We start from the raw sequence: 18,672 nt of genomic DNA, 5'->3' as shown, positions 1-18,672 counted from the left end.
GATCGGACCCATGCCGCGCGGGCCCGGCGCGGGGGGCCGGGGCGGTGCATGGGCTGCCTCGGGCGGCCGGAACCGGTACCCGCTGCAGGAGCAAAGGCCATCGTCAGCCTTGCCGTCTTTCTCGCAAATTCCATGCCGGGGGCCATGCCCCCTTTTGGGGATCAGGCCGCTTTTTCGACGTGTGCCTGGCGCGTGTAGAGGAAGTCGATCACGGCCTTGCGGCATTGCTGGTAGGTCGGGTCGTCGGCCAGCGCCACGCGCTGGCGCGGGCGCGGCAGGTCCACGCGCAGCACCTCGCCGATGGTGGCGGCCGGGCCGTTGGTGAGCATCACGATGCGGTCGCTCAGCAGCACGGCCTCGTCCACGTCGTGCGTGACCATCACCACCGTGCTGTGCGTGCGCGCCACGATCTCCAGCAGCTCGTCCTGCAGTTTGGCGCGGGTGAGGGCGTCGAGCGCACCGAAGGGTTCGTCCATGAGCAGCACCTTGGGTTCCATCGACAGGGCGCGGGCGATGCCCACGCGCTGCTTCATGCCGCCGGAGATTTCACCAGGGCGTTTCTGCGCGGCGGCGGTGAGGCCCACCAGGGCCAGCGCGGCTTCGGTGCGCGCCTTCAGCTGCGCCTTGCCTTCGGTGCCGCCGAAGACGCGTTCGACCGCGAGGTGCACGTTCTCGAAGCAGGTCAGCCAGGGCAGCAGCGAGTGGTTCTGGAACACCACCGCGCGCTCGGGGCCGGGGCCGGCGATTTCCTTGTCGGCGCAGATCAGCACGCCGCTGGTGGGCGTGGTCAGGCCGGCGATGAGGTTGAGCAGCGTGGACTTGCCGCAGCCCGAATGGCCGATCAGCGTGACGAACTCGCCTTTGGCCACGGTGAGGTTGATCTCGCGCAGCGCGGGGAAGTTGCCCTTGCGGGTCTTGAAGGTCTGCTCGACGCCCTGGATCTCGATGTACTTGGATGCGTTGCTCATGATTTCACTTCCTCGAAGGTGAACAGGGTGGCCAGCTTGATGAGGCCGAATTCGAGCACCAGGCCGACCACGCCGATGACGAAGATCGCGATGATGATGCTGGCCACGTTGAGGTTGTTCCACTCGTCCCAGACCCAGAAGCCGATGCCCACGCCGCCGGTGAGCATCTCGGCGGCCACGATCACCAGCCAGGCCGTGCCCACGGCCAGGCGCACACCGGTCAGCAGGTAGGGCAGCACGGCGGGGAACAGGATCTTGGTGAAGATCTTCCATTCGCTCAGGTTGAGCACGCGCGCCACGTTCATGTAGTCCTGCGGCACGCGCTGCACGCCCACGGCGGTGTTGATGATCATGGGCCAGATCGAGCAGATGAAGATGGTCCAGATCGCGGCCGGGTTGGCGCCCTTGAACACCAGCAGGCCGATCGGCAGCCAGGCCAGCGGCGAGACCGGGCGCAGCAGGCTGATGAGGGGGTTGAACATGCGGCTGAGGAAATCGAAACGGCCGATGGCGAAGCCGGCCGGGATGCCCACCAGCGCGGCCAGGCCGAAGCCGACGGCCACGCGCTGCAGCGACATGAGCACGTTCCAGCCCACGCCCTGGTCGTTCGGGCCGGCCTGGTAGAACGGGTCGGAGAACACGCCCACGGCCTGCGTCCAGGTCGCCAGTGGCGTGGGGATGCCGCTGTTGCCGCTGGCCACCAGCGACCACACGAGCACGAGAAAGCCCAGGCCGAGCGCCGGCGGCAGCACGCTGCGGAAGAAGCCCGCCAGGCGCTCGCGCCAGAGCGACGGGGCGGCCTGCCGGCGCGGCTCGGCGACCGGCTGCGCGGCCACGGGCTTTGGATGGGACACGGCCACCGCGGGGCTGGGCGCCACGGCTTCCAGGGGGGTGTGAAAAACGGCACTGACCATGGTGGTTCTCCGGTGCGGCGGGCCTGGTCAGGCCGCCTTCATCTTGAAGCTGTCGGCGTACTTGGCCGGGTCCTTGCCATCCCACACCACGCCGTCGATGAACTTGGCGCTGCGCAGGTCGGACTTGGGCAGCGGCGTCTTGGTGGCGGACGCGGCTTCCTTGTAGATGTCGATGCGGTTGACCTGCTTGGCCACGGCGAGGTAGTCGGGGTGGGACTTGAGCAGGCCCCAGCGCTTGTGCTGGGTGAGGAACCACATGCCGTCGCTCAGGTAGGGGTAGTTGGCCGCCCCGTCGTTGTAGAACTTCATGTGGTTGGGGTCGTCCCAGGTCTTGCCCAGGCCGTTCTGGTAGCGGCCCAGGATGCGCTGGTTGATCGCGTCCACGCCGGTGTTCACGTAGGAGCGCTGGGCGATGGTCTCGGCCATCTTGTTCTTGTTCTGCAGGCCGGCGTCGATCCACTTGCCGGCCTCCAGGATCGCCGCCGTCACGGCGCGCGCGGTGTTGGGGTTTTTCTGCACGAACTCGGCCGTGGTGCCCAGCACCTTCTCGGGGTGGTCCTTCCAGATGTCCTGCGTGGTGTTGGCGGTGATGCCGATGCCGTCCATGATGGCGCGGTGGTTCCAGGGTTCGCCGACGCAGAAGCCGTCCATGTTGCCCACGCGCATGTTGGCCACCATCTGCGGCGGCGGCACCACGATGGCGCGCGCGTCCTTGAAGGGGTCGATGCCGGCCGCCGCCAGCCAGTAGTAGAGCCACATGGCGTGGGTGCCGGTGGGGAAGGTCTGGGCGAAGGTGTATTCGCGCTTCTCGGTGGCCATCAGCTTGGCCAGGGAGGGGCCGTCCACCGCGCCTTTTTCGGCCAGCTTCTTCGACAGCGTGATGGCCTGGCCGTTCTGGTTCAGGTTCATCAGGATGGCCATGTCCTTCTTCGGCCCGGCGGTGCCCAGTTGCAGGCCGTAGATCAGGCCGTAGAGCACGTGGGCCATGTCGAGCTCGTTGTTGACCAGCTTGTCGCGCACGCCGGCCCAGCTGGCTTCCTTGGTCGGGACGATCTTGACGCCGTACTTCTTGTCGATGCCGAGTTCGGCCGCCATGACCACGCTGGCGCAGTCGGTCAGGGGGATGAAGCCGATCTTGACCTCGGTCTTCTCGGGCGCGTCGGAGCCGGCGGCCCAGACACCGTGGTGGCCCAGCGTGGAGAAGAGGGCGGCCGTGCCGATGGCGCTGCCTTTCTTGATGAACTCGCGGCGCGAAGCGGCGGGGCTCTCGGCTGGGGTGGGGGTGTCTGCGTGCATGTCCAACTCCTTGCTGATGAAAAAAAAGCGGTGCCCAAACGCCAACGGCGCCCATTTCCGTGCCTGCGCTGAGCAGGCGGGAAATGGACGCCGTTGTCCGTGTCTGGGAAGACTGTCGAAACCCCGGCCGCCATTGGCCTGTGTCTCTTTGCCCTTTGCTCAGCAGGTTGTGTGCCAGCACCGGGCCCGGCTTCCATCGCCCCGTCGAGATGCTTGATTTCCATGGGGAAATCGCCCGTCGGGCGCCGCGCGGTGCCTGACGGCGCCGGCCCGGGCCCGAGGCCGGCGTGGCATCAATGTGGTGCGTGCGGCCGGTCCGGCACGGTATTTGTGCACCGCAGCAGTCAGCGCGGCCGTTCGGGCAGCACGTCGGCCATGGCCAGCACCGCCTCGGCCACCTCGACCAGCCGGCGGTTCTGGTTCATGGCCATCTGGCGCATGGTCTTGTGGGCCTCTTCCTCGCTGAGCTGGCGGTGCGCCATCAGCAGGCCCTTGGCGCGTTCGATCAGCTTGCGCTCGTTCAGGCTGGCGCGCACCGTGTCGAGTTCCTCGCTCATGGTCTGCAGGCGGTGTGCCTGTTCCTGCACCAGCTCAAGAATGGAGCGTTCCAGCTGCAGGCCGTACGCCTGCGGTGGGGTGCCGAAGCCGGGGCTTCCGGTGGGCGCGGCGCTGGCCGGCACCAGCTTGAAGAAGGAGAGGGCGTCGGTCTCGCGGGCGGCGGTCGCGCTCAGGGCCAGGTAAGCCTCCATGTCGGCCCGGGCGGCGGTGATCTTGTCCTCGCAGGCGCGCAGCAGGTCGAGCGCGAGCCGGTCCTCCACCGCCTTCATGCGGTCGATGCGCTGGCTGCAGCAGTCGAACCAGGCCTGGCTGAGCTGCACATTGAGCGGCGCGCCCTGCGCGGCGGTGCAGAGCACGCGGCGCAGGCGCTCGAGTTCGGCCAGGGTGGCGCTGGCCTGGCTGGCCGCCCACAGGTCCACCGCCTTGGGGTTGGCGAACTCGACGAACACCTGCAGGCAGCGCTCCTGCGACTCGATGAGGTGGAGCAGGCGCTGCTGCTCCGCCGTGTCGGCGCGGCCGGAGGCGAACAGGGCCGAACCGGCGGCGCGCTCCTGGCCGGTGAACTCCTTGCCCTGCATGAAATTGAACAACGCCACCAGCAGGCGCGAAACCTCGGGGTCGCTCGCGCTGTCGGCGGCCTCGAACACCACCGCCAGCAGGCCGGCGATCAGGCGCACATAGGCCTCGGTGGCCTGGCGGGGGGTCCAGGCCAGCGAGGCCACGCGCTCGCGCAGCGCCTCGAGCGCGTCCAGGCCGTGCAAGACATAGGCGATGCGGCTGAACAGGCGGGCACCGTGGCCGATGCGGGCCGAGCCGGTGTCCAGGGTGTCGAAGCAGGTACGCAGCTCGGCTTCGATCTGGCGGCATTCCTCGATCTGCCTGGCGCGCATGTCGGCAAAACGCGCCCCCTGCGAGCCCAGGTGCAGGTTGGACAGGCCGCGCTCGCGCTGCAGCCCGTGCACCAGCCGGCCGGTGACATTCACCAGGGCGCTGGTCAGCGCGAGCTGCTGCAGCTCGGCGATTTCGCAGCGCTTGGCGGCGACAAGGAAACTCAGGCCCGATTTCATTTCGTGGTGGTTGTTCAATGCGCATCTTCCAGAGACACCGAGGAACCGGCTTCGCCGGGCCTCTGGTGTCGCCCCCCTCCCAGGGGGGAGGCGCCGAAGGCGACGCAGGGGGTTGCCCTTTTCTCAGCAACAAACATGCCGCCCCGTACACTTCCCGCATGCGGATTTTGGGAATCGAGTCGTCCTGCGACGAAACCGGCGTGGCCCTGGTCGATGCCAGCGGCAGCGCCACCCCCCGGCTGTTGGGGCATGCCCTGCACAGCCAGATTGAAATGCACCAGGCCTACGGCGGCGTGGTGCCCGAACTCGCCAGCCGCGACCACATCCGCCGCGTGCTGCCCCTGACCGACGCCGTGCTGGCCCAGGCCGGCCTGCCGCTCTCGGCAGTGGACGCGGTGGCCTACACCCGCGGTCCGGGCCTGGCCGGCGCGCTGCTGGTCGGCTCGGGCGTGGCCTGCGCGCTCGGGTTTGCGCTGGGCAAGCCGGTGATCGGCGTGCACCACCTCGAAGGTCACCTGCTGTCGCCCTTCCTGAGCGCCGACCCGCCCGAATTTCCCTTCGTGGCGCTGCTGGTCTCCGGCGGCCACAGCCAGCTGATGCGGGTGGACGGCGTGGGCCGCTACGAACTGCTGGGCGAGACCATCGACGACGCGGCCGGCGAGGCCTTCGACAAATCGGCCAAGCTGCTGGGCCTGCCGTACCCGGGCGGCCCGGCGCTCTCGCGCCTGGCGCAGCAGGGCGACCCCCAGGCCTACAAATTCCCGCGCCCGCTGCTGCACAGCGGCGATCTCGACTTTTCGTTCGCCGGCCTCAAGACGGCGGTGCTTACCCAGGTGAAGCGGCTCGCCCATGCCCACCCGGACGGCCCGGCCACGCTGCACCTGGCCGACCCGCTGAGCGCGCAGCAGAAGGCCGACGTGGCCGCCAGCGTGCAGGCCGCCATCGTCGAGGTGCTGGTGAAGAAGTCCTTCATGGCGATCCGCCGGACCGGCCTGCGCCGCCTGGTGGTGGCCGGCGGGGTGGGGGCCAACGCCCTGCTGCGCGAGCAGCTGGGCGCGGCCTGCGCCCAGGCCGGTGTGCGCGTGCACTACCCCGAGCTGCACCTGTGCACCGACAACGGCGCCATGATCGCGCTGGCCGGGGGCATGCGAGCCCAGGCCGGGCTGGCCGGCGGCGATGCGGCGGGCGCCGGCGGTTACCCCTTTGACGTGAAGCCCCGCTGGCCCCTCTCCGACCTGGGCCTGCCCGCCACCCCCGCCGGATGAGCGGGCGACTGGCTTCTGTAATTATGAATTAAACTCCCGGCGCTGTCGCCTTGGCGACTCTGCTGCGCGGGCCATTCCCGGCCCCCGGCCTTTGCACCCGGAGCCCTTCTCTGATGAAACACCTGTTCGATTCCCTGTTCTCGCCGCGCCGCCGCGCGCTGGTCGCCGCCCTCGTGGGCGGCCTGACCACCACCCTGGCCGTGGCGCAGACGCCCCCCACCGGCGCGCCGATCCGCATCGGCATGATCGAAGGCCTCTCCGGCCCGATCGCCAACACCGGCGACGCCGTCTTCCGCAACCTGGTCTGGGCCACCGAGCGGGTCAACGCCCGCGGCGGCGTGAAACTGCCCGGCGGCAACCGCCCGCTGGTGATCGAGCGCTTCGACAGCAAGGGCCAGACCGACGAGGCCCTGTCGGCGCTGCGCTCGGCGATCGACAAGGGCGTCACCATCGTGGCCCAGGGCAACTCCTCGGCCGCCGCCAGCGCGCTGATCGACGCCATCAACAAGCACAACGAGCGCGACACGGCGCGCCAGGTGCTGTTCCTCAACTACTCGGCGGTGGACCCGGTGCTGACCAACGAGAAATGCAGCTTCTGGCATTTCCGCTTCGACGCCCATGCCGACATGCGCATGAAGGCCCTCATGAGCGTGCTGCGCGAGGACAGGCAGCTCAAGAGCATCTACCTGATCGGGCAGGACTACAGCTTCGGCCAGGCCGTGCTGCGCGAGGCGCGCAGCCAGCTCGCGGCCCAGCGGCCCGACGTCACCATCGTCGGCGACGAGCTGCACCCCATGGCGCGCGTGAAGGACTTCCTGCCCTACGCCGCCAAGATCAAGGCCAGCGGCGCCCAGGCGGTGCTCACCGGCAACTGGGGCAACGACCTCACGCTGCTGGTGAAGGCCGCGCGCGAAAGCGGCTTCGAGGGCAGCTTCTACACCTTTTACGGCAACGCGCTGGGTGCGCCCGCCGCCATGGGCGACGCCGGCATCGGCAAGGTGATCGCCGTCGCTGACTGGTTCCCCAACGTGCCCACGCCCGAGTCCGAAGCCTTCTACAAGTCCTTCCGCGAGCGCTTCCCCAACCCGGCGGACGACTACGTGCACATGCGCATGCAGCTGCTGGTCGAGGCGCTGGCGCAGGCCATCGAGCGCGCGGGCGCGGCCGGCCCGGTCAACGCCGCCACCATCGCCACCCAGCTGGAAAAGGCCGACGTCACGCTGGCCGGCCAGCGCGCCCGCATGCGCGGCGCCGACCACCAGTTCCAGCAATCGCTGGCGGTGGCCGTGATGGACCGCCAGGGCGCGCCCGGCGTCAAGTTCGATGTGGAAGGCTCGGGCTACGGTTTTCGCGTCATCCGCAACCTGAGCCCGCAGCAGGCCGAGCTGCCGCACACCTGTACCATGCAGCGACCTTGATGTGGCTTTGCGGGAGCGTGTGCCGATGAGACAGGTGGTGGAACAGCTGGAGGCCTCGCGCATCCGGGAAGTGGCCAACGAGGGCCTGGGCCGGGCCGATGTGCTCAAGTTCTGGTTTGGCGAGAGCGACGAGGTCACGCCCGGCTTCATCCGCGACGCGGCCGTGGCCTCGCTGCAGGCCGGCGAAACCTTCTACGCCCACAACCTGGGGCTGCAGGAGCTGCGCGAGGCGCTGGCGGCCTACACCGACCGGCTGCACCCCGGGCGCGGCGCGGGTCACTGGTTCGACCGCCTGGCCGTCAGCTCCGGTGGCGTCAACGGCCTCATGCTGGCCTCGCAGACCCTGGTGGAAGCGGGCGACGAGGTGGTCGTGGTCACGCCGGCCTGGCCCAACCTGGTGGCGCAGCCGCAAATCCTGGGCGCGAAGGTCAGGAGCCTGCCGCTGCGCGTGCAGGCCGACGGGCCGCGCGCGGGCGCCTGGGTGCTGGACATGGACGCCTTGCTGGCCGCCGTCACGCCCGCGACCCGCCTGCTGGTCGTCAACGCCCCGAACAACCCCACGGGCTGGACGCTGAGCGCCGACGAACAGCGGACCATCCTGGCGCACTGCCGCTGCACCGGCACCTGGATCCTGGCCGACGAGGTCTACGAGCGGCTGTACTTCGCCGGCGACACGGCCAACGGCGCCGCGCCCAGCTTCCTGGACGTGGCCGAGCCGGACGACCGCGTGATCGTCGCCCACAGCTTCTCCAAGAGCTTCCTCATGACCGGCTGGCGCCTGGGCTGGCTGGTGCTGCCGCCGGCGCTCACCGGCGCCATCGGCAAGCTCATCGAATACAACACCTCCTGCGCCCCGGTGTTCGTGCAGCGCGCAGCCACCATGGCGCTGCAGCGCGGCGACGAGGTCACGCCGGCCCTGGTGAACCACTTGCGGCACTGCCGCGACACGCTGGTGCCGCTGTTGCGCGCGCTGCCCGGGGTGACCCTGGCCGAGCCGCTGGGCGGCATGTACGCCTTCTTCCGGCTGGACGGCCAGGACGATTGCCTGGCGGTGGCCAAGCGCCTGGTGCGCGAAGCCGGCCTGGGCCTGGCGCCCGGCAGCGCCTTCAGCCCGGAGGCGACCGGCTGGCTGCGCTGGTGCTTCGCCAGCCGCGACACCACCCGGCTGGAGCAGGGCGTCGAACGGCTGAAGGGCTGGCTGGCCGACCAGCCGGCGGCGGGCCGCTGAGTCCTTCTGGTCTATAATTCGCGGTTGCTGTCTTCACGGACGGCAATTTCACGCCCGCGGCGGCCACCGGCTGCGGCGGGACGCACGTAACGCCAGGCAACTGGCCAAGGAACCTTTCATGATCGCCCAATCCATCAAAGCCGAAGTGGTCGCGGCCAACGCCCGCGCCGCCAACGACACCGGCAGCCCCGAAGTGCAAGTCGCACTGCTGACCGCCCGCATCAACGAGCTCACCCCTCACTTCAAGACCCACGCCAAGGACCACCATGGCCGCCGCGGTCTGCTGCGCATGGTGAGCCGCCGCCGCAAGCTGCTCGACTACCTGAAGTCCAAGGACGCCGAGCGTTACCTCGCCCTGATCCAGAAACTGGGCCTGCGCAAGTAATTGGCACGGCCGTGACGCACAAAACGCCTGAGTTGGTTCGCTGGCTCGGGCGTTTTTTGCTTGTCGCGCGCCTTTTTTGATTCCGGAGCCCCGACAACAGAGCGAAGCTGTGTCATTCCAAGCGGGTTGTGCGCCAGACGGCGTGTCCACAGCCCTCCTGGAATGGCATCGTGTTCTGGGTTGTGTCTCCGGGTTTTGTGCAGCCATGCTGCACGCATTTAACGGAGAGACACCATGAGCATGTTCAACAAAGTCACCAAGAGCTTCCAGTGGGGCCCCCACCAGGTCACCATGGAAACCGGCGAAATCGCGCGCCAGTCCACCGGCGCCGTGCTGGTCAACATCGACGACACCGTGGTGCTCGCCACCGTGGTGGCCAAGACCGAAGCCAAGGCCGGTCAGGACTTCTTCCCCCTGACGGTGGACTACACCGAGAAGTCGTACGCCGCCGGCAAGATCCCCGGCAGCTTCTTCAAGCGCGAAGGCCGCCCGAGCGAACTCGAAACGCTGACCTGCCGCCTGATCGACCGCCCGATCCGCCCCCTGTTCCCCGAAGGCTTCTACAACGAAGTCCAGGTGATCGTTCACGTGGTGAGCCTGAACCCCGAAGTGCAGGCCGACATCGCCGCGATGATCGCCACCTCCGCCGCGCTGTCCGTCAGCGGCATCCCGTTCAACGGCCCCATCGGCGCGGCCCGCGTGGGCTATGTCAATGGCGAGTACGTGCTCAACCCGGGCCAGACCCAGTTGAAGGACAGCCAGCTTGACCTCGTGGTCGCTGGCACCGAAGCCGCCGTGCTGATGGTGGAGTCCGAAGCCGACCAGCTGTCCGAAGAAGTCATGCTCGGCGCCGTGGTCTATGGCCACGACATGGGCAAGATCGCCATCGCCGCCATCAACGACCTGGTGCGCGAAGCCGGCAAGCCGGCCTGGGACTGGCAGCCGCCGGCCAAGGACGAGCCCCTGATCGCCAAGATCGACGCACTGGCCAAGGCCAAGCTCGAAGCCGCCTACCAGATCCGCAACAAGCAGGCCCGCACCCAGGCCTGCCGCACGGCCTATGCCGACGTGTTCGCGGCCCTGAAGGCCGAAGGCGTGGACTTCGACAGCGTGGCCGTCGAAGCCCTGCTGTTCGAGATCGAAGCCAAGATCGTCCGCGGCCAGATCCTGGCCGGCGAGCCCCGCATCGACGGCCGCGACACGCGCACCGTGCGCGCCATCGAAATCCGCAACGGCGTGCTGCCCCGCACCCACGGTTCGGCCCTGTTCACCCGTGGTGAAACCCAGGCGCTGGTCGTGGCCACGCTCGGTACCGACCGCGACGCGCAGCGCATCGACGCGCTGGCCGGTGAGTTCGAAGACCGCTTCATGCTGCACTACAACATGCCTCCCTTCGCCACCGGCGAGGCCGGCCGTTTCGGCACGCCCAAGCGCCGCGAGATCGGCCACGGCCGTCTGGCCAAGCGCGCGCTGATCGCCGCGCTGCCGAGCAAGGAAGACTTCCCTTACACCATGCGCGTGGTGTCCGAGATCACCGAGTCCAACGGCTCCTCGTCGATGGCCTCCGTCTGCGGCGGCTGCCTGGCGCTGATGGACGCCGGCGTGCCCATGAAGGCGCACGTGGCCGGTATCGCCATGGGCCTGATCAAGGACGGCAACCGCTTCGCCGTGCTGACCGACATCCTGGGCGACGAAGATCACCTGGGTGACATGGACTTCAAGGTGGCCGGTACCACCAACGGCATCTCGGCGCTGCAGATGGACATCAAGATCCAGGGCATCACCAAGGAAATCATGCAGGTCGCCCTGGCCCAGGCCAAGGAAGCGCGCATGCACATCCTGGGCAAGATGCAGGACGCCATGGGCGAAGCCAAGACCGAAGTGTCCAACTTCGCGCCCAAGCTCTTCACCATGAAGATCAACCCCGAGAAGATCCGCGACGTGATCGGCAAGGGCGGCTCCGTCATCCGCGCGCTGACCGAAGAGACCGGCACGCAGATCAACATCGACGAAGACGGCACCATCACCATCGCCTCGACCGACTCGGCCAAGGCCGACGAAGCCAAGCGCCGCATCGAGCAGATCACCGCCGAAGTGGAAGTGGGCAAGGTCTACGAAGGCCCGGTCACCAAGATCCTGGACTTCGGTGCCCTGATCAACCTGCTGCCCGGCAAGGACGGTCTGCTGCACATCAGCCAGATCGCCCACGAGCGCGTCGAGAAGGTCACCGACTACCTGAGCGAAGGCCAGGTCGTGCGCGTGAAGGTGCTGGAGACCGATGAAAAGGGCCGCGTCAAGCTGTCCATGAAGGCCCTGGCCGAGCGCAACACCGGCGAGCAGGCACCTCAGCAGCCCCAGTCGTGATGCAAGCGGTCGAGATCAGCGCCCCTGGCGCGCCCGATGTCCTGCGCCTGGGCGAACGCCCGGTGCCGGTCGCGGGTGCGGGCGAGGCCCTGATCCGCGTGAGCGCGTCGGGCGTGAACCGCCCCGACGTGCTGCAGCGCACCGGCAACTACCCGGTGCCGCCGGGTGCGTCCGACATTCCCGGCCTCGAGGTCGCGGGCGTGATCGAATCGGGCGATGCGGCGGCCCTGGCTGAAGCCGGCCTGAAGGTTGGCGATCGCGTGTGCGCGCTGGTCGCCGGTGGGGGTTACGCGCAGTGGTGCGTGGCGCCCGTGGGGCAATGCCTGCCGGTGCCCGAGGGCCTGGACGACATCGCCGCCGCTTCGCTGCCCGAGACCTTCTTCACCGTCTGGAGCAACGTGTTCGACCGCGGTCGCCTGCAGGCCGGTGAAACCCTGCTGGTGCAGGGCGGCACCAGCGGCATCGGCGTGACCGCGATCCAGATGGCCAAGGCCCTGGGCGCGCGCGTGATCGCCACCGCCGGCAGCGACGACAAGTGCGCCGCCTGCCTCCAGCTCGGTGCCGACCACGCCATCAACTACAAGACCCAGGACTTCGTGGCCGCCGCGGCCGAGCTCACGGGCAAGCGCGGCGTCGACGTCATCCTCGACATGGTCGCCGGCAGCTACGTGAGCCGCGAGATCGAATGCCTGGCCGAAGACGGCCGGCTGGTGATCATCGCGGTGCAGGGCGGTGTCAAGGCCGAGTTCAACGCGGGCCTGGTGCTGCGCCGCCGCCTGACCATCACGGGTTCCACCCTGCGGCCGAGGCCAGTGGCCTTCAAGGCGGCGATCGCGGCCTCGCTGCGCGCGCGCGTCTGGCCCTTGCTGGCCGAGGGCCGCATCCGGCCGGTGATCCATCAGGTGTTTCCGGCGGCGCAGGCCGCCGAATCGCACACGCTCATGGAGTCCAACCAGCACATCGGCAAGCTCGTGCTGAGCTGGGCCTGATCCGGGCAGAGAAAAGAATCATGAGAAAACTGATTGCAGGCAACTGGAAGATGAACGGCTCGCTGGCCGCCAACGAAGCCCTGGTCAAGGCCATGCTCGATGGTCTGGCCGGCCAGCCGCCCAAGGCCGACATGGCCCTGTGCGTGCCCGCGCCGTACCTGGCGCAGGTGGGCGCGCTGCTGCAGGGCAGCCCGATCGCCTGGGGTGCGCAGGATGTGTCGAGCCAGGAGCAGGGCGCCTACACCGGTGAGGTGTCGGCCGCCATGCTGCGCGACTTCGCTTGCCGTTACGCCATCGTGGGCCATTCCGAGCGCCGCCAGTACCACGGCGAAACCGATGCCCTGGTGGCCGAGAAGGCGAAAGCCGCGCTGGCCAAGGGCATCACGCCCATCGTCTGCGTCGGCGAGACCTTGGCGGAGCGCGAGGCCGGTCACACCGAAGAAGTGGTCAAGCGCCAGCTGGCGGCGGTCATCCATCTCTGCGGCCACTGCATCACCGAAATCATCGTCGCCTATGAGCCGGTCTGGGCCATCGGCACCGGCAAGACCGCCACGCCGGAAGAGGCCCAGCAGGTGCATGCCGTGTTGCGCGCCCAGATCTCGGCCGCCACGCAGAATGCCGGCCGGGTTCACATCCTGTACGGTGGCAGCATGAACGCCGCCAACGCCGCGAGCCTGCTGGCCCAGCCCGACATCGACGGCGGCCTCATCGGCGGTGCATCGCTCAAGGCGCCCGACTTCCTGCAGATCGTGGCTTCGGCCCCTTAATTCCCCCGCTCGCGCCCTGGGTGGCGCGGCGATAACCGATACCCCGGAGAAAAAAATGAATGTTTTGTTGACCATCCTGCTGGCGGTGCAGATCCTGGCCGCGCTGGGCATGATCGGCCTGATCCTGATGCAGCACGGCAAGGGCGCCGATGCGGGCGCGGCCTTTGGCGGCGGAGCCGGTTCGGCCAGCCTGTTCGGCGCGTCCGGTGGCGCGAACTTCCTCTCGCGCACCACGGCCGTGCTGGCCGCGATCTTCCTGGCCAGCACGCTGGGCCTGGCGTATTTCGGCAACCTGCGCACCGCCGCACCGAGTTCGGGCAGCGTGCTCGAAGGCGCAGCCGTGCCGGCACAGCAGATCCCGGGCTCCTCCGGCGCGGTGCCCGCGCCGGCCGCCAGCGAAGCGCCGGCCACCGGCGCGGCCCAGATTCCCGCGAAGTAAGCGACGACCCCGTCTGCCCGGGCGCCACGCCGGGGCGGACTTTTTTCCTGCAGCGACAACCCGACCGATTCCTTCGGAAATAACCACCGCCCTCCCCGGAAAGAGGGGTGGTTTCAGGGTAAACTCTATGGGTTGTCAGCAAGGCTCACACCATTCCTCGTGAGCCCATCAATGCAGACCCAGCCGACGTGGTGAAATTGGTAGACACGCTATCTTGAGGGGGTAGTGGCGAAAGCTGTGCGAGTTCGAGTCTCGCCGTCGGCACCAATCATTGGACAACACGGTCCCACGCCGTGTCAGCGGAATCTACCCAAGATGAGTCTCGAACAATACCTTCCTGTGCTCCTGTTTATCTTGGTGGGTATTGCCGTTGGGATCATCCCTCAGGTTCTCGGCTACATCCTCGGCCCCAATCTGCCGGACGCCGAGAAAAACTCTCCCTATGAATGCGGCTTCGAGGCGTTTGAAGACGCGCGCATGAAGTTCGATGTGCGCTACTACCTGGTGGCCATCCTCTTCATCCTGTTCGACCTCGAGATCGCATTCCTCATTCCCTGGGCCGTGGCGTTCACCGACATCGGTGTCACCGGCTTCCTCGCTGGCGTGGTGTTCCTGGCCATTCTCACCGTGGGCTTCGCCTACGAGTGGAAGAAGGGCGCGCTGGATTGGGAATGAGTTCGACACACAAAGGCGCGCACCGGAGCGGTTCATGATTGAAGGTGTATTCAAGGAAGGTTTTGTCACCACCAGCTACGACTCGGTGGTGAACTGGGCCAAGACCGGCTCGCTCTGGCCCATGACCTTCGGTCTGGCCTGCTGCGCGGTCGAGATGATGCACGCGGCCGCCGCGCGCTACGACATCGGCCGTTTCGGTTCCGAGGTGTTCCGCGCCAGCCCGCGCCAGTCCGATCTGATGATCGTGGCCGGCACGCTGTGCAACAAGATGGCGCCGGCCCTGCGCAAGGTCTACGACCAGATGGCCGAGCCGCGCTGGGTGCTCTCCATGGGCTCGTGCGCCAACGGCGGCGGCTATTACCACTACAGCTATTCCGTGGTGCGCGGTTGCGATCGCATCGTCCCGGTGGATGTGTACGTGCCCGGCTGCCCGCCCACTGCCGAGGCGCTGCTGTACGGAATCATCCAGCTGCAGCAGAAGATCCGCCGCACCCACACCATTGCGCGTGCCTGAGCGCGACGCTCCTGGCATCGCCCGCACGTCACTGGCCTTGAAAGAAGCACGTTCATGACCGACTCCGCCATGACTCCCCCTGCCGTCGAGCCCGAGGCGCTGAAGACCTCGCTGGCGGGTCTGCTGGGCGACAAGGCCCAATCCCTCCAGGTGGTCCGCGAAGAGCTCACGCTCACGGTGAAGGCGGCCGACTACCTCGCCGTCATGCAGATCCTGCGCGATGCGCCCGAAGCCCGCTTCGAGCAGCTCATCGATCTCTGCGGCATGGACTACCAGGCCTATGGCGACGGCCGCTGGGAAGGCCAGCGCTTCGCTGCGGTGGTGCACCTGCTGTCGGTCACCCACAACCACCGCGTGCGCGTGCGCGTGTTCTGCCCGGAAGACGACTTCCCGGTGCTGGCGTCGGTGACCCCGCTGTGGGCCGCTGCCAACTGGTACGAGCGCGAGGCCTTCGACCTGTACGGCATCGTCTTCGAGGGCCACGACGACCTGCGCCGCATCCTGACCGACTATGGCTTCATCGGCCACCCGTTCCGCAAGGACTTCCCGCTGTCCGGGCATGTCGAGATGCGCTACGACGCCGAGCGCCAGCGCGTGATCTACGAGCCGGTGACCATCGAGCCGCGCGAGATCACGCCGCGCATCATCCGCGAAGACAACTACGGCGGTCTGCACTGACATGGCTGAGATCAAGAACTACACCCTGAACTTCGGCCCGCAGCACCCGGCCGCGCACGGCGTGCTGCGCCTCGTGCTGGAGCTCGACGGCGAGGTCGTGCAGCGCGCCGACCCGCACATCGGCCTGCTGCACCGCGCCACCGAAAAGCTGGCCGAGCACAAGACCTACATCCAGTCGCTGCCTTACATGGACCGGCTGGACTACGTGTCCATGATGTGCAACGAGCACGCCTATTGCCTGGCCATCGAGAAGCTGCTGGGCATCGAGGTGCCGATCCGTGCGCAGTACATCCGCGTGATGTTCAGCGAGATCACGCGCCTGCTCAACCACCTGATGTGGCTGGGCTCGCACGGCAACGACTGCGGCAGCTCGACCATCCTGATCTACGCGTTCCGCGAGCGCGAAGACCTGTTCGACATGTACGAGGCCGTCTCGGGCGCCCGCATGCACGCGGCCTACTTCCGCCCGGGCGGCGTGTACCGCGACCTGCCGGACTCCATGCCGCAGTACAAGGCCAACAAGATCCGCAATGCGCGGGCGCTGGCCGACATGAACACCAACCGCCAGGGTTCGCTGCTCGACTTCATCGACGACTTCACCCGGCGTTTCCCGACTTACCTGGCCGAGTACCACACGCTGCTGACCGACAACCGCATCTGGAAACAGCGCACGGTCGGCATCGGCGTGGTCACGCCCGAGCGCGCGCTCAACCTGGGCATGACCGGTCCCATGCTGCGCGGCTCCGGCATCGCCTGGGACCTGCGCAAGAAGCAGCCCTACGACGTGTACGGCCAGATGGACTTCGACATCCCGGTGGGCAAGACCGGCGACTGCTACGACCGCTACCTCGTCCGCATGGAAGAGATGAAGCAGTCCAACCGCATCATCGAGCAGTGCTCGAAATGGCTGCGCGCCAACCCCGGCCCGGTCATCACCGACAACCACAAGGTGGCCGCGCCCGCCCGTGAGGCCATGAAGGCCAACATGGAAGAGCTGATCCACCACTTCAAGCTCTTCACCGAAGGTTTCCACGTGCCCGAAGGCGAGGCCTACGCGGCGGTCGAGCACCCCAAGGGCGAGTTCGGCATCTACCTCGTGAGCGACGGCGCCAACAAGCCCTACCGCCTGAAGATCCGCGCGCCCGGTTTCGCGCACCTCGCCACCATGGACGAGATGGCGCGCGGTCACATGCTGGCCGACGCGGTCGCCATCATCGGCACCATGGACATCGTTTTCGGAGAGATCGACCGATGAGCACCGTCACGCCCGAGTCCTTTTCAGACGCCACGATCCGGCGTTTTGATCGCGAAGCCGCGAAGTACCCCGACGAGCAGCGCATTTCCGCGGTGATGGCCTGCCTGTCCATCATCCAGCAGGAAGCGGGCCACGTGAGCCCTGAAGCCGAGGTGGCGCTGGCCGCCTACCTGCGTGTCGAACCGATCGCGGTGCACGAGGTCACGACCTTCTACAACATGTACAACCAGCGGCCGGTGGGCAAGTTCAAGCTCAACGTCTGCACCAACCTGCCGTGCCAGCTGCGCGACGGCAACAAGGCCCTGCACCACCTGGAGCAGAAGCTGGGCATCACCATGGGCGAGACCACGGCCGACGGCCTGTTCACGCTGCAGCAGAGCGAGTGCCTGGGTGCCTGCGCCGATTCGCCCGTGATGCTGGTCAACGACCGCCACATGTGCAGCTTCATGAGCAATGAGAAGCTGGACCAGCTGGTCGATGGCCTGCGCGCTTCGGAAGGACAAGCATGAACGCCGATCAGATCCTCGGGCAGTTCCGCGCCACCGGCGTGCAGACCTGCTTCCACGGTCGCCACATCGAACCGCAGATCTACGCCGGCCTCGACGGCAGCAACTGGTCGCTCAAGGACTACGTGGCGCGCGGCGGCTACCAGGCCCTGCGCAAGGTGCTGGGCCAGGACGGCTCGCCACCGGCTGGCGATCCGCCCGTCGTGGGCATGACGCAGGACCAGGTGATCGCCACCCTGAAGGAATCGGCCTTGCGCGGCCGCGGCGGTGCGGGCTTCCCCACCGGCCTGAAGTGGAGCTTCATGCCGCGCCAGTTCCCGGGCCAGAAGTACCTCGTCTGCAACTCGGACGAAGGCGAGCCCGGCACCTGCAAGGACCGCGACATCCTGCTGTACAACCCGCACATCGTGATCGAAGGCATGGCCATCGCGGCGTATGCGATGGGCATCAGCGTGGGCTACAACTACATCCACGGCGAGATCTTCGAGGCCTATGAGCGCTTCGAGGCCGCGCTGGAAGAGGCGCGCGCCGCCGGCTTCCTGGGCGACGGCATCATGGGCAGCGGCTTCAACTTCCAGTTGCACGCCGCGCACGGCTTTGGCGCCTACATCTGCGGTGAAGAAACCGCGCTGCTCGAGTCGCTCGAAGGCAAGAAGGGCCAGCCGCGCTTCAAGCCGCCATTCCCGGCCAGCTTCGGCCTGTACGGCAAGCCCACCACGATCAACAACACCGAGACCTTCGCGGCGGTGCCCTGGATCATCCGCAACGGCGGCGCGGCCTACCTGGCCTGCGGCAAGCCGAACAACGGCGGCACCAAGATCTATTCGGTCTCGGGCGACGTCGAGATGCCGGGCAACTACGAAGTGCCGCTGGGCACGCCGTTCAGCAAGCTGCTGGAGCTCGCTGGTGGCGTGCGCAAGGGCCGCACGCTCAAGGCCGTGATCCCCGGCGGTTCGTCGGCCCCGGTGCTGCCGGCGCACATCATGATGGAATGCACGATGGACTACGACTCCATTGCCAAGGCGGGCTCCATGCTCGGCTCGGGCGCCGTCATCGTGATGGACGACTCGCGCTGCATGGTCGAGTCGCTCAAGCGCCTGTCCTATTTCTACATGCACGAATCCTGCGGCCAGTGCACGCCGTGCCGCGAAGGCACGGGCTGGCTCTGGCGCATGGTCGACCGCATCGACCGGGGCGAGGGCAAGCCGGCCGACATGGCCTTGCTCGACAACGTGGCCGAGAACATCATGGGCCGCACCATCTGCGCCCTGGGCGACGCAGCGGCCATGCCGGTGCGCGCCATGATCAAACACTTCCGGCATGAGTTCGAGGCCAAGATCACGGCCGCTCAGACGCCCGCCAAGGCCGCTTAAGAGAAGACATTCC

General features: G+C 67.6%; 18 protein-coding genes and 1 tRNA gene. 15 read left to right on the top strand and 4 right to left on the bottom strand.

From position 1 onward, the window contains the following. Positions 1-161 precede the first annotated feature (161 nt). From AC07ZS_RS13465 to AC07ZS_RS13450, 4 genes are all read right to left on the bottom strand, one after another. Complete coding sequence (locus AC07ZS_RS13465) at positions 162-968, bottom strand: ABC transporter ATP-binding protein (protein WP_494799047.1); 807 nt, start codon at positions 966-968, stop codon at positions 162-164. Continuing rightward, positions 965-1,882 (bottom strand): nitrate ABC transporter permease, encoded by a 918-nt coding sequence (gene ntrB / locus AC07ZS_RS13460; protein ID WP_494799046.1) that lies wholly within the window; start codon positions 1,880-1,882, stop codon positions 965-967. The genes AC07ZS_RS13465 and ntrB overlap by 4 nt, the downstream gene beginning before the upstream one ends. 27 nt (positions 1,883-1,909) lie before the next feature. Beyond that, positions 1,910-3,178, bottom strand: coding sequence for a CmpA/NrtA family ABC transporter substrate-binding protein (locus tag AC07ZS_RS13455; protein WP_494799045.1), 1,269 nt, complete (start codon positions 3,176-3,178; stop codon positions 1,910-1,912). 344 nt (positions 3,179-3,522) lie between these two features. Next, positions 3,523-4,803, bottom strand: coding sequence for a nitrate- and nitrite sensing domain-containing protein (locus AC07ZS_RS13450; RefSeq protein ID WP_494799044.1), 1,281 nt, complete (start codon positions 4,801-4,803; stop codon positions 3,523-3,525). Between the two features lie 158 nt (positions 4,804-4,961). Between AC07ZS_RS13450 and tsaD the strand changes: the two genes are divergently transcribed. The 15 genes from tsaD (at position 4,962) to nuoF (ending at position 18,659) form a co-directional block, all read left to right on the top strand. Then, the gene (gene tsaD / locus AC07ZS_RS13445) at positions 4,962-6,068 is read left to right on the top strand and encodes a tRNA (adenosine(37)-N6)-threonylcarbamoyltransferase complex transferase subunit TsaD (RefSeq protein ID WP_494799043.1); all 1,107 of its coding nucleotides are present in this window, start codon (positions 4,962-4,964) and stop codon (positions 6,066-6,068) included. A 113-nt stretch (positions 6,069-6,181) separates the two neighbouring features. Then, entirely contained in the window at positions 6,182-7,486 is a 1,305-nt protein-coding gene (locus AC07ZS_RS13440) for a branched-chain amino acid ABC transporter substrate-binding protein (protein ID WP_494799042.1), read from the top strand. A 25-nt stretch (positions 7,487-7,511) separates the two neighbouring features. Next, positions 7,512-8,714: a pyridoxal phosphate-dependent aminotransferase gene (locus AC07ZS_RS13435; protein WP_494799041.1), complete on the top strand. Its 1,203-nt coding sequence runs from the start codon at positions 7,512-7,514 to the stop codon at positions 8,712-8,714. Positions 8,715-8,832: 118 nt separating this feature from the next. After that, a complete protein-coding gene (gene rpsO / locus AC07ZS_RS13430) occupies positions 8,833-9,099 on the top strand; it encodes a 30S ribosomal protein S15 (RefSeq protein WP_291123168.1) in 267 nt (88 codons plus the stop codon). Between the two features lie 234 nt (positions 9,100-9,333). Beyond that, positions 9,334-11,463: a polyribonucleotide nucleotidyltransferase gene (gene pnp / locus AC07ZS_RS13425; protein WP_494799040.1), complete on the top strand. Its 2,130-nt coding sequence runs from the start codon at positions 9,334-9,336 to the stop codon at positions 11,461-11,463. Next, positions 11,463-12,452 (top strand): NAD(P)H-quinone oxidoreductase, encoded by a 990-nt coding sequence (locus AC07ZS_RS13420; protein WP_494799049.1) that lies wholly within the window; start codon positions 11,463-11,465, stop codon positions 12,450-12,452. The genes pnp and AC07ZS_RS13420 overlap by 1 nt, the downstream gene beginning before the upstream one ends. 20 nt (positions 12,453-12,472) lie before the next feature. Continuing rightward, positions 12,473-13,219: a triose-phosphate isomerase gene (tpiA, locus tag AC07ZS_RS13415; protein ID WP_494799039.1), complete on the top strand. Its 747-nt coding sequence runs from the start codon at positions 12,473-12,475 to the stop codon at positions 13,217-13,219. Positions 13,220-13,274: 55 nt separating this feature from the next. Continuing rightward, positions 13,275-13,658 (top strand): preprotein translocase subunit SecG, encoded by a 384-nt coding sequence (gene secG, locus AC07ZS_RS13410; protein WP_494799038.1) that lies wholly within the window; start codon positions 13,275-13,277, stop codon positions 13,656-13,658. A 182-nt stretch (positions 13,659-13,840) separates the two neighbouring features. Next, positions 13,841-13,925: transfer RNA gene (locus tag AC07ZS_RS13405), tRNA-Leu, on the top strand. Between the two features lie 48 nt (positions 13,926-13,973). Then, positions 13,974-14,333 carry an NADH-quinone oxidoreductase subunit A gene (locus AC07ZS_RS13400; RefSeq protein WP_494799037.1) on the top strand — a complete coding sequence of 120 codons (360 nt, stop codon included), beginning with the start codon at positions 13,974-13,976 and terminating at the stop codon, positions 14,331-14,333. Positions 14,334-14,367: 34 nt separating this feature from the next. Then, complete coding sequence (locus tag AC07ZS_RS13395) at positions 14,368-14,847, top strand: NuoB/complex I 20 kDa subunit family protein (RefSeq protein ID WP_066270388.1); 480 nt, start codon at positions 14,368-14,370, stop codon at positions 14,845-14,847. Positions 14,848-14,916: 69 nt separating this feature from the next. Next, a complete protein-coding gene (locus tag AC07ZS_RS13390; protein ID WP_494799048.1) occupies positions 14,917-15,525 on the top strand; it encodes an NADH-quinone oxidoreductase subunit C in 609 nt (202 codons plus the stop codon). A 1-nt stretch (position 15,526) separates the two neighbouring features. Further along, positions 15,527-16,780, top strand: coding sequence for an NADH-quinone oxidoreductase subunit D (locus tag AC07ZS_RS13385; protein ID WP_494799036.1), 1,254 nt, complete (start codon positions 15,527-15,529; stop codon positions 16,778-16,780). Beyond that, complete coding sequence (locus AC07ZS_RS13380; protein ID WP_494799035.1) at positions 16,777-17,289, top strand: NADH-quinone oxidoreductase subunit NuoE family protein; 513 nt, start codon at positions 16,777-16,779, stop codon at positions 17,287-17,289. Before AC07ZS_RS13385 ends, AC07ZS_RS13380 begins: the two co-directional genes overlap by 4 nt. Further along, the gene (gene nuoF / locus AC07ZS_RS13375) at positions 17,286-18,659 is read left to right on the top strand and encodes an NADH-quinone oxidoreductase subunit NuoF (RefSeq protein ID WP_494799034.1); all 1,374 of its coding nucleotides are present in this window, start codon (positions 17,286-17,288) and stop codon (positions 18,657-18,659) included. The genes AC07ZS_RS13380 and nuoF overlap by 4 nt, the downstream gene beginning before the upstream one ends. Positions 18,660-18,672: the final 13 nt, after the last annotated feature.

This window comes from Hydrogenophaga sp. GW456-12-10-14-TSB4 (assembly GCF_059424305.1).
This window is presented reverse-complemented; position numbering and strand designations above follow the sequence as displayed.

Excerpts from the sequence above, each read along its gene's own strand:
- AC07ZS_RS13465 (WP_494799047.1), bottom strand. The coding sequence starts at position 968 with ATGAGCAACGCATCCAAGTACATCGAGATCCAGGGCGTCGAGCAGACC.
- ntrB (WP_494799046.1), bottom strand. The coding sequence starts at position 1,882 with ATGGTCAGTGCCGTTTTTCACACCCCCCTGGAAGCCGTGGCGCCCAGC.
- AC07ZS_RS13455 (WP_494799045.1), bottom strand. The coding sequence starts at position 3,178 with ATGCACGCAGACACCCCCACCCCAGCCGAGAGCCCCGCCGCTTCGCGC.
- AC07ZS_RS13450 (WP_494799044.1), bottom strand. The coding sequence starts at position 4,803 with ATGAAATCGGGCCTGAGTTTCCTTGTCGCCGCCAAGCGCTGCGAAATC.
- tsaD (WP_494799043.1), top strand. The coding sequence starts at position 4,962 with ATGCGGATTTTGGGAATCGAGTCGTCCTGCGACGAAACCGGCGTGGCC.
- AC07ZS_RS13440 (WP_494799042.1), top strand. The coding sequence starts at position 6,182 with ATGAAACACCTGTTCGATTCCCTGTTCTCGCCGCGCCGCCGCGCGCTG.
- AC07ZS_RS13435 (WP_494799041.1), top strand. The coding sequence starts at position 7,512 with ATGAGACAGGTGGTGGAACAGCTGGAGGCCTCGCGCATCCGGGAAGTG.
- rpsO (WP_291123168.1), top strand. The coding sequence starts at position 8,833 with ATGATCGCCCAATCCATCAAAGCCGAAGTGGTCGCGGCCAACGCCCGC.
- pnp (WP_494799040.1), top strand. The coding sequence starts at position 9,334 with ATGAGCATGTTCAACAAAGTCACCAAGAGCTTCCAGTGGGGCCCCCAC.
- AC07ZS_RS13420 (WP_494799049.1), top strand. The coding sequence starts at position 11,463 with ATGCAAGCGGTCGAGATCAGCGCCCCTGGCGCGCCCGATGTCCTGCGC.
- tpiA (WP_494799039.1), top strand. The coding sequence starts at position 12,473 with ATGAGAAAACTGATTGCAGGCAACTGGAAGATGAACGGCTCGCTGGCC.
- secG (WP_494799038.1), top strand. The coding sequence starts at position 13,275 with ATGAATGTTTTGTTGACCATCCTGCTGGCGGTGCAGATCCTGGCCGCG.
- AC07ZS_RS13400 (WP_494799037.1), top strand. The coding sequence starts at position 13,974 with ATGAGTCTCGAACAATACCTTCCTGTGCTCCTGTTTATCTTGGTGGGT.
- AC07ZS_RS13395 (WP_066270388.1), top strand. The coding sequence starts at position 14,368 with ATGATTGAAGGTGTATTCAAGGAAGGTTTTGTCACCACCAGCTACGAC.
- AC07ZS_RS13390 (WP_494799048.1), top strand. The coding sequence starts at position 14,917 with ATGACTCCCCCTGCCGTCGAGCCCGAGGCGCTGAAGACCTCGCTGGCG.
- AC07ZS_RS13385 (WP_494799036.1), top strand. The coding sequence starts at position 15,527 with ATGGCTGAGATCAAGAACTACACCCTGAACTTCGGCCCGCAGCACCCG.
- AC07ZS_RS13380 (WP_494799035.1), top strand. The coding sequence starts at position 16,777 with ATGAGCACCGTCACGCCCGAGTCCTTTTCAGACGCCACGATCCGGCGT.
- nuoF (WP_494799034.1), top strand. The coding sequence starts at position 17,286 with ATGAACGCCGATCAGATCCTCGGGCAGTTCCGCGCCACCGGCGTGCAG.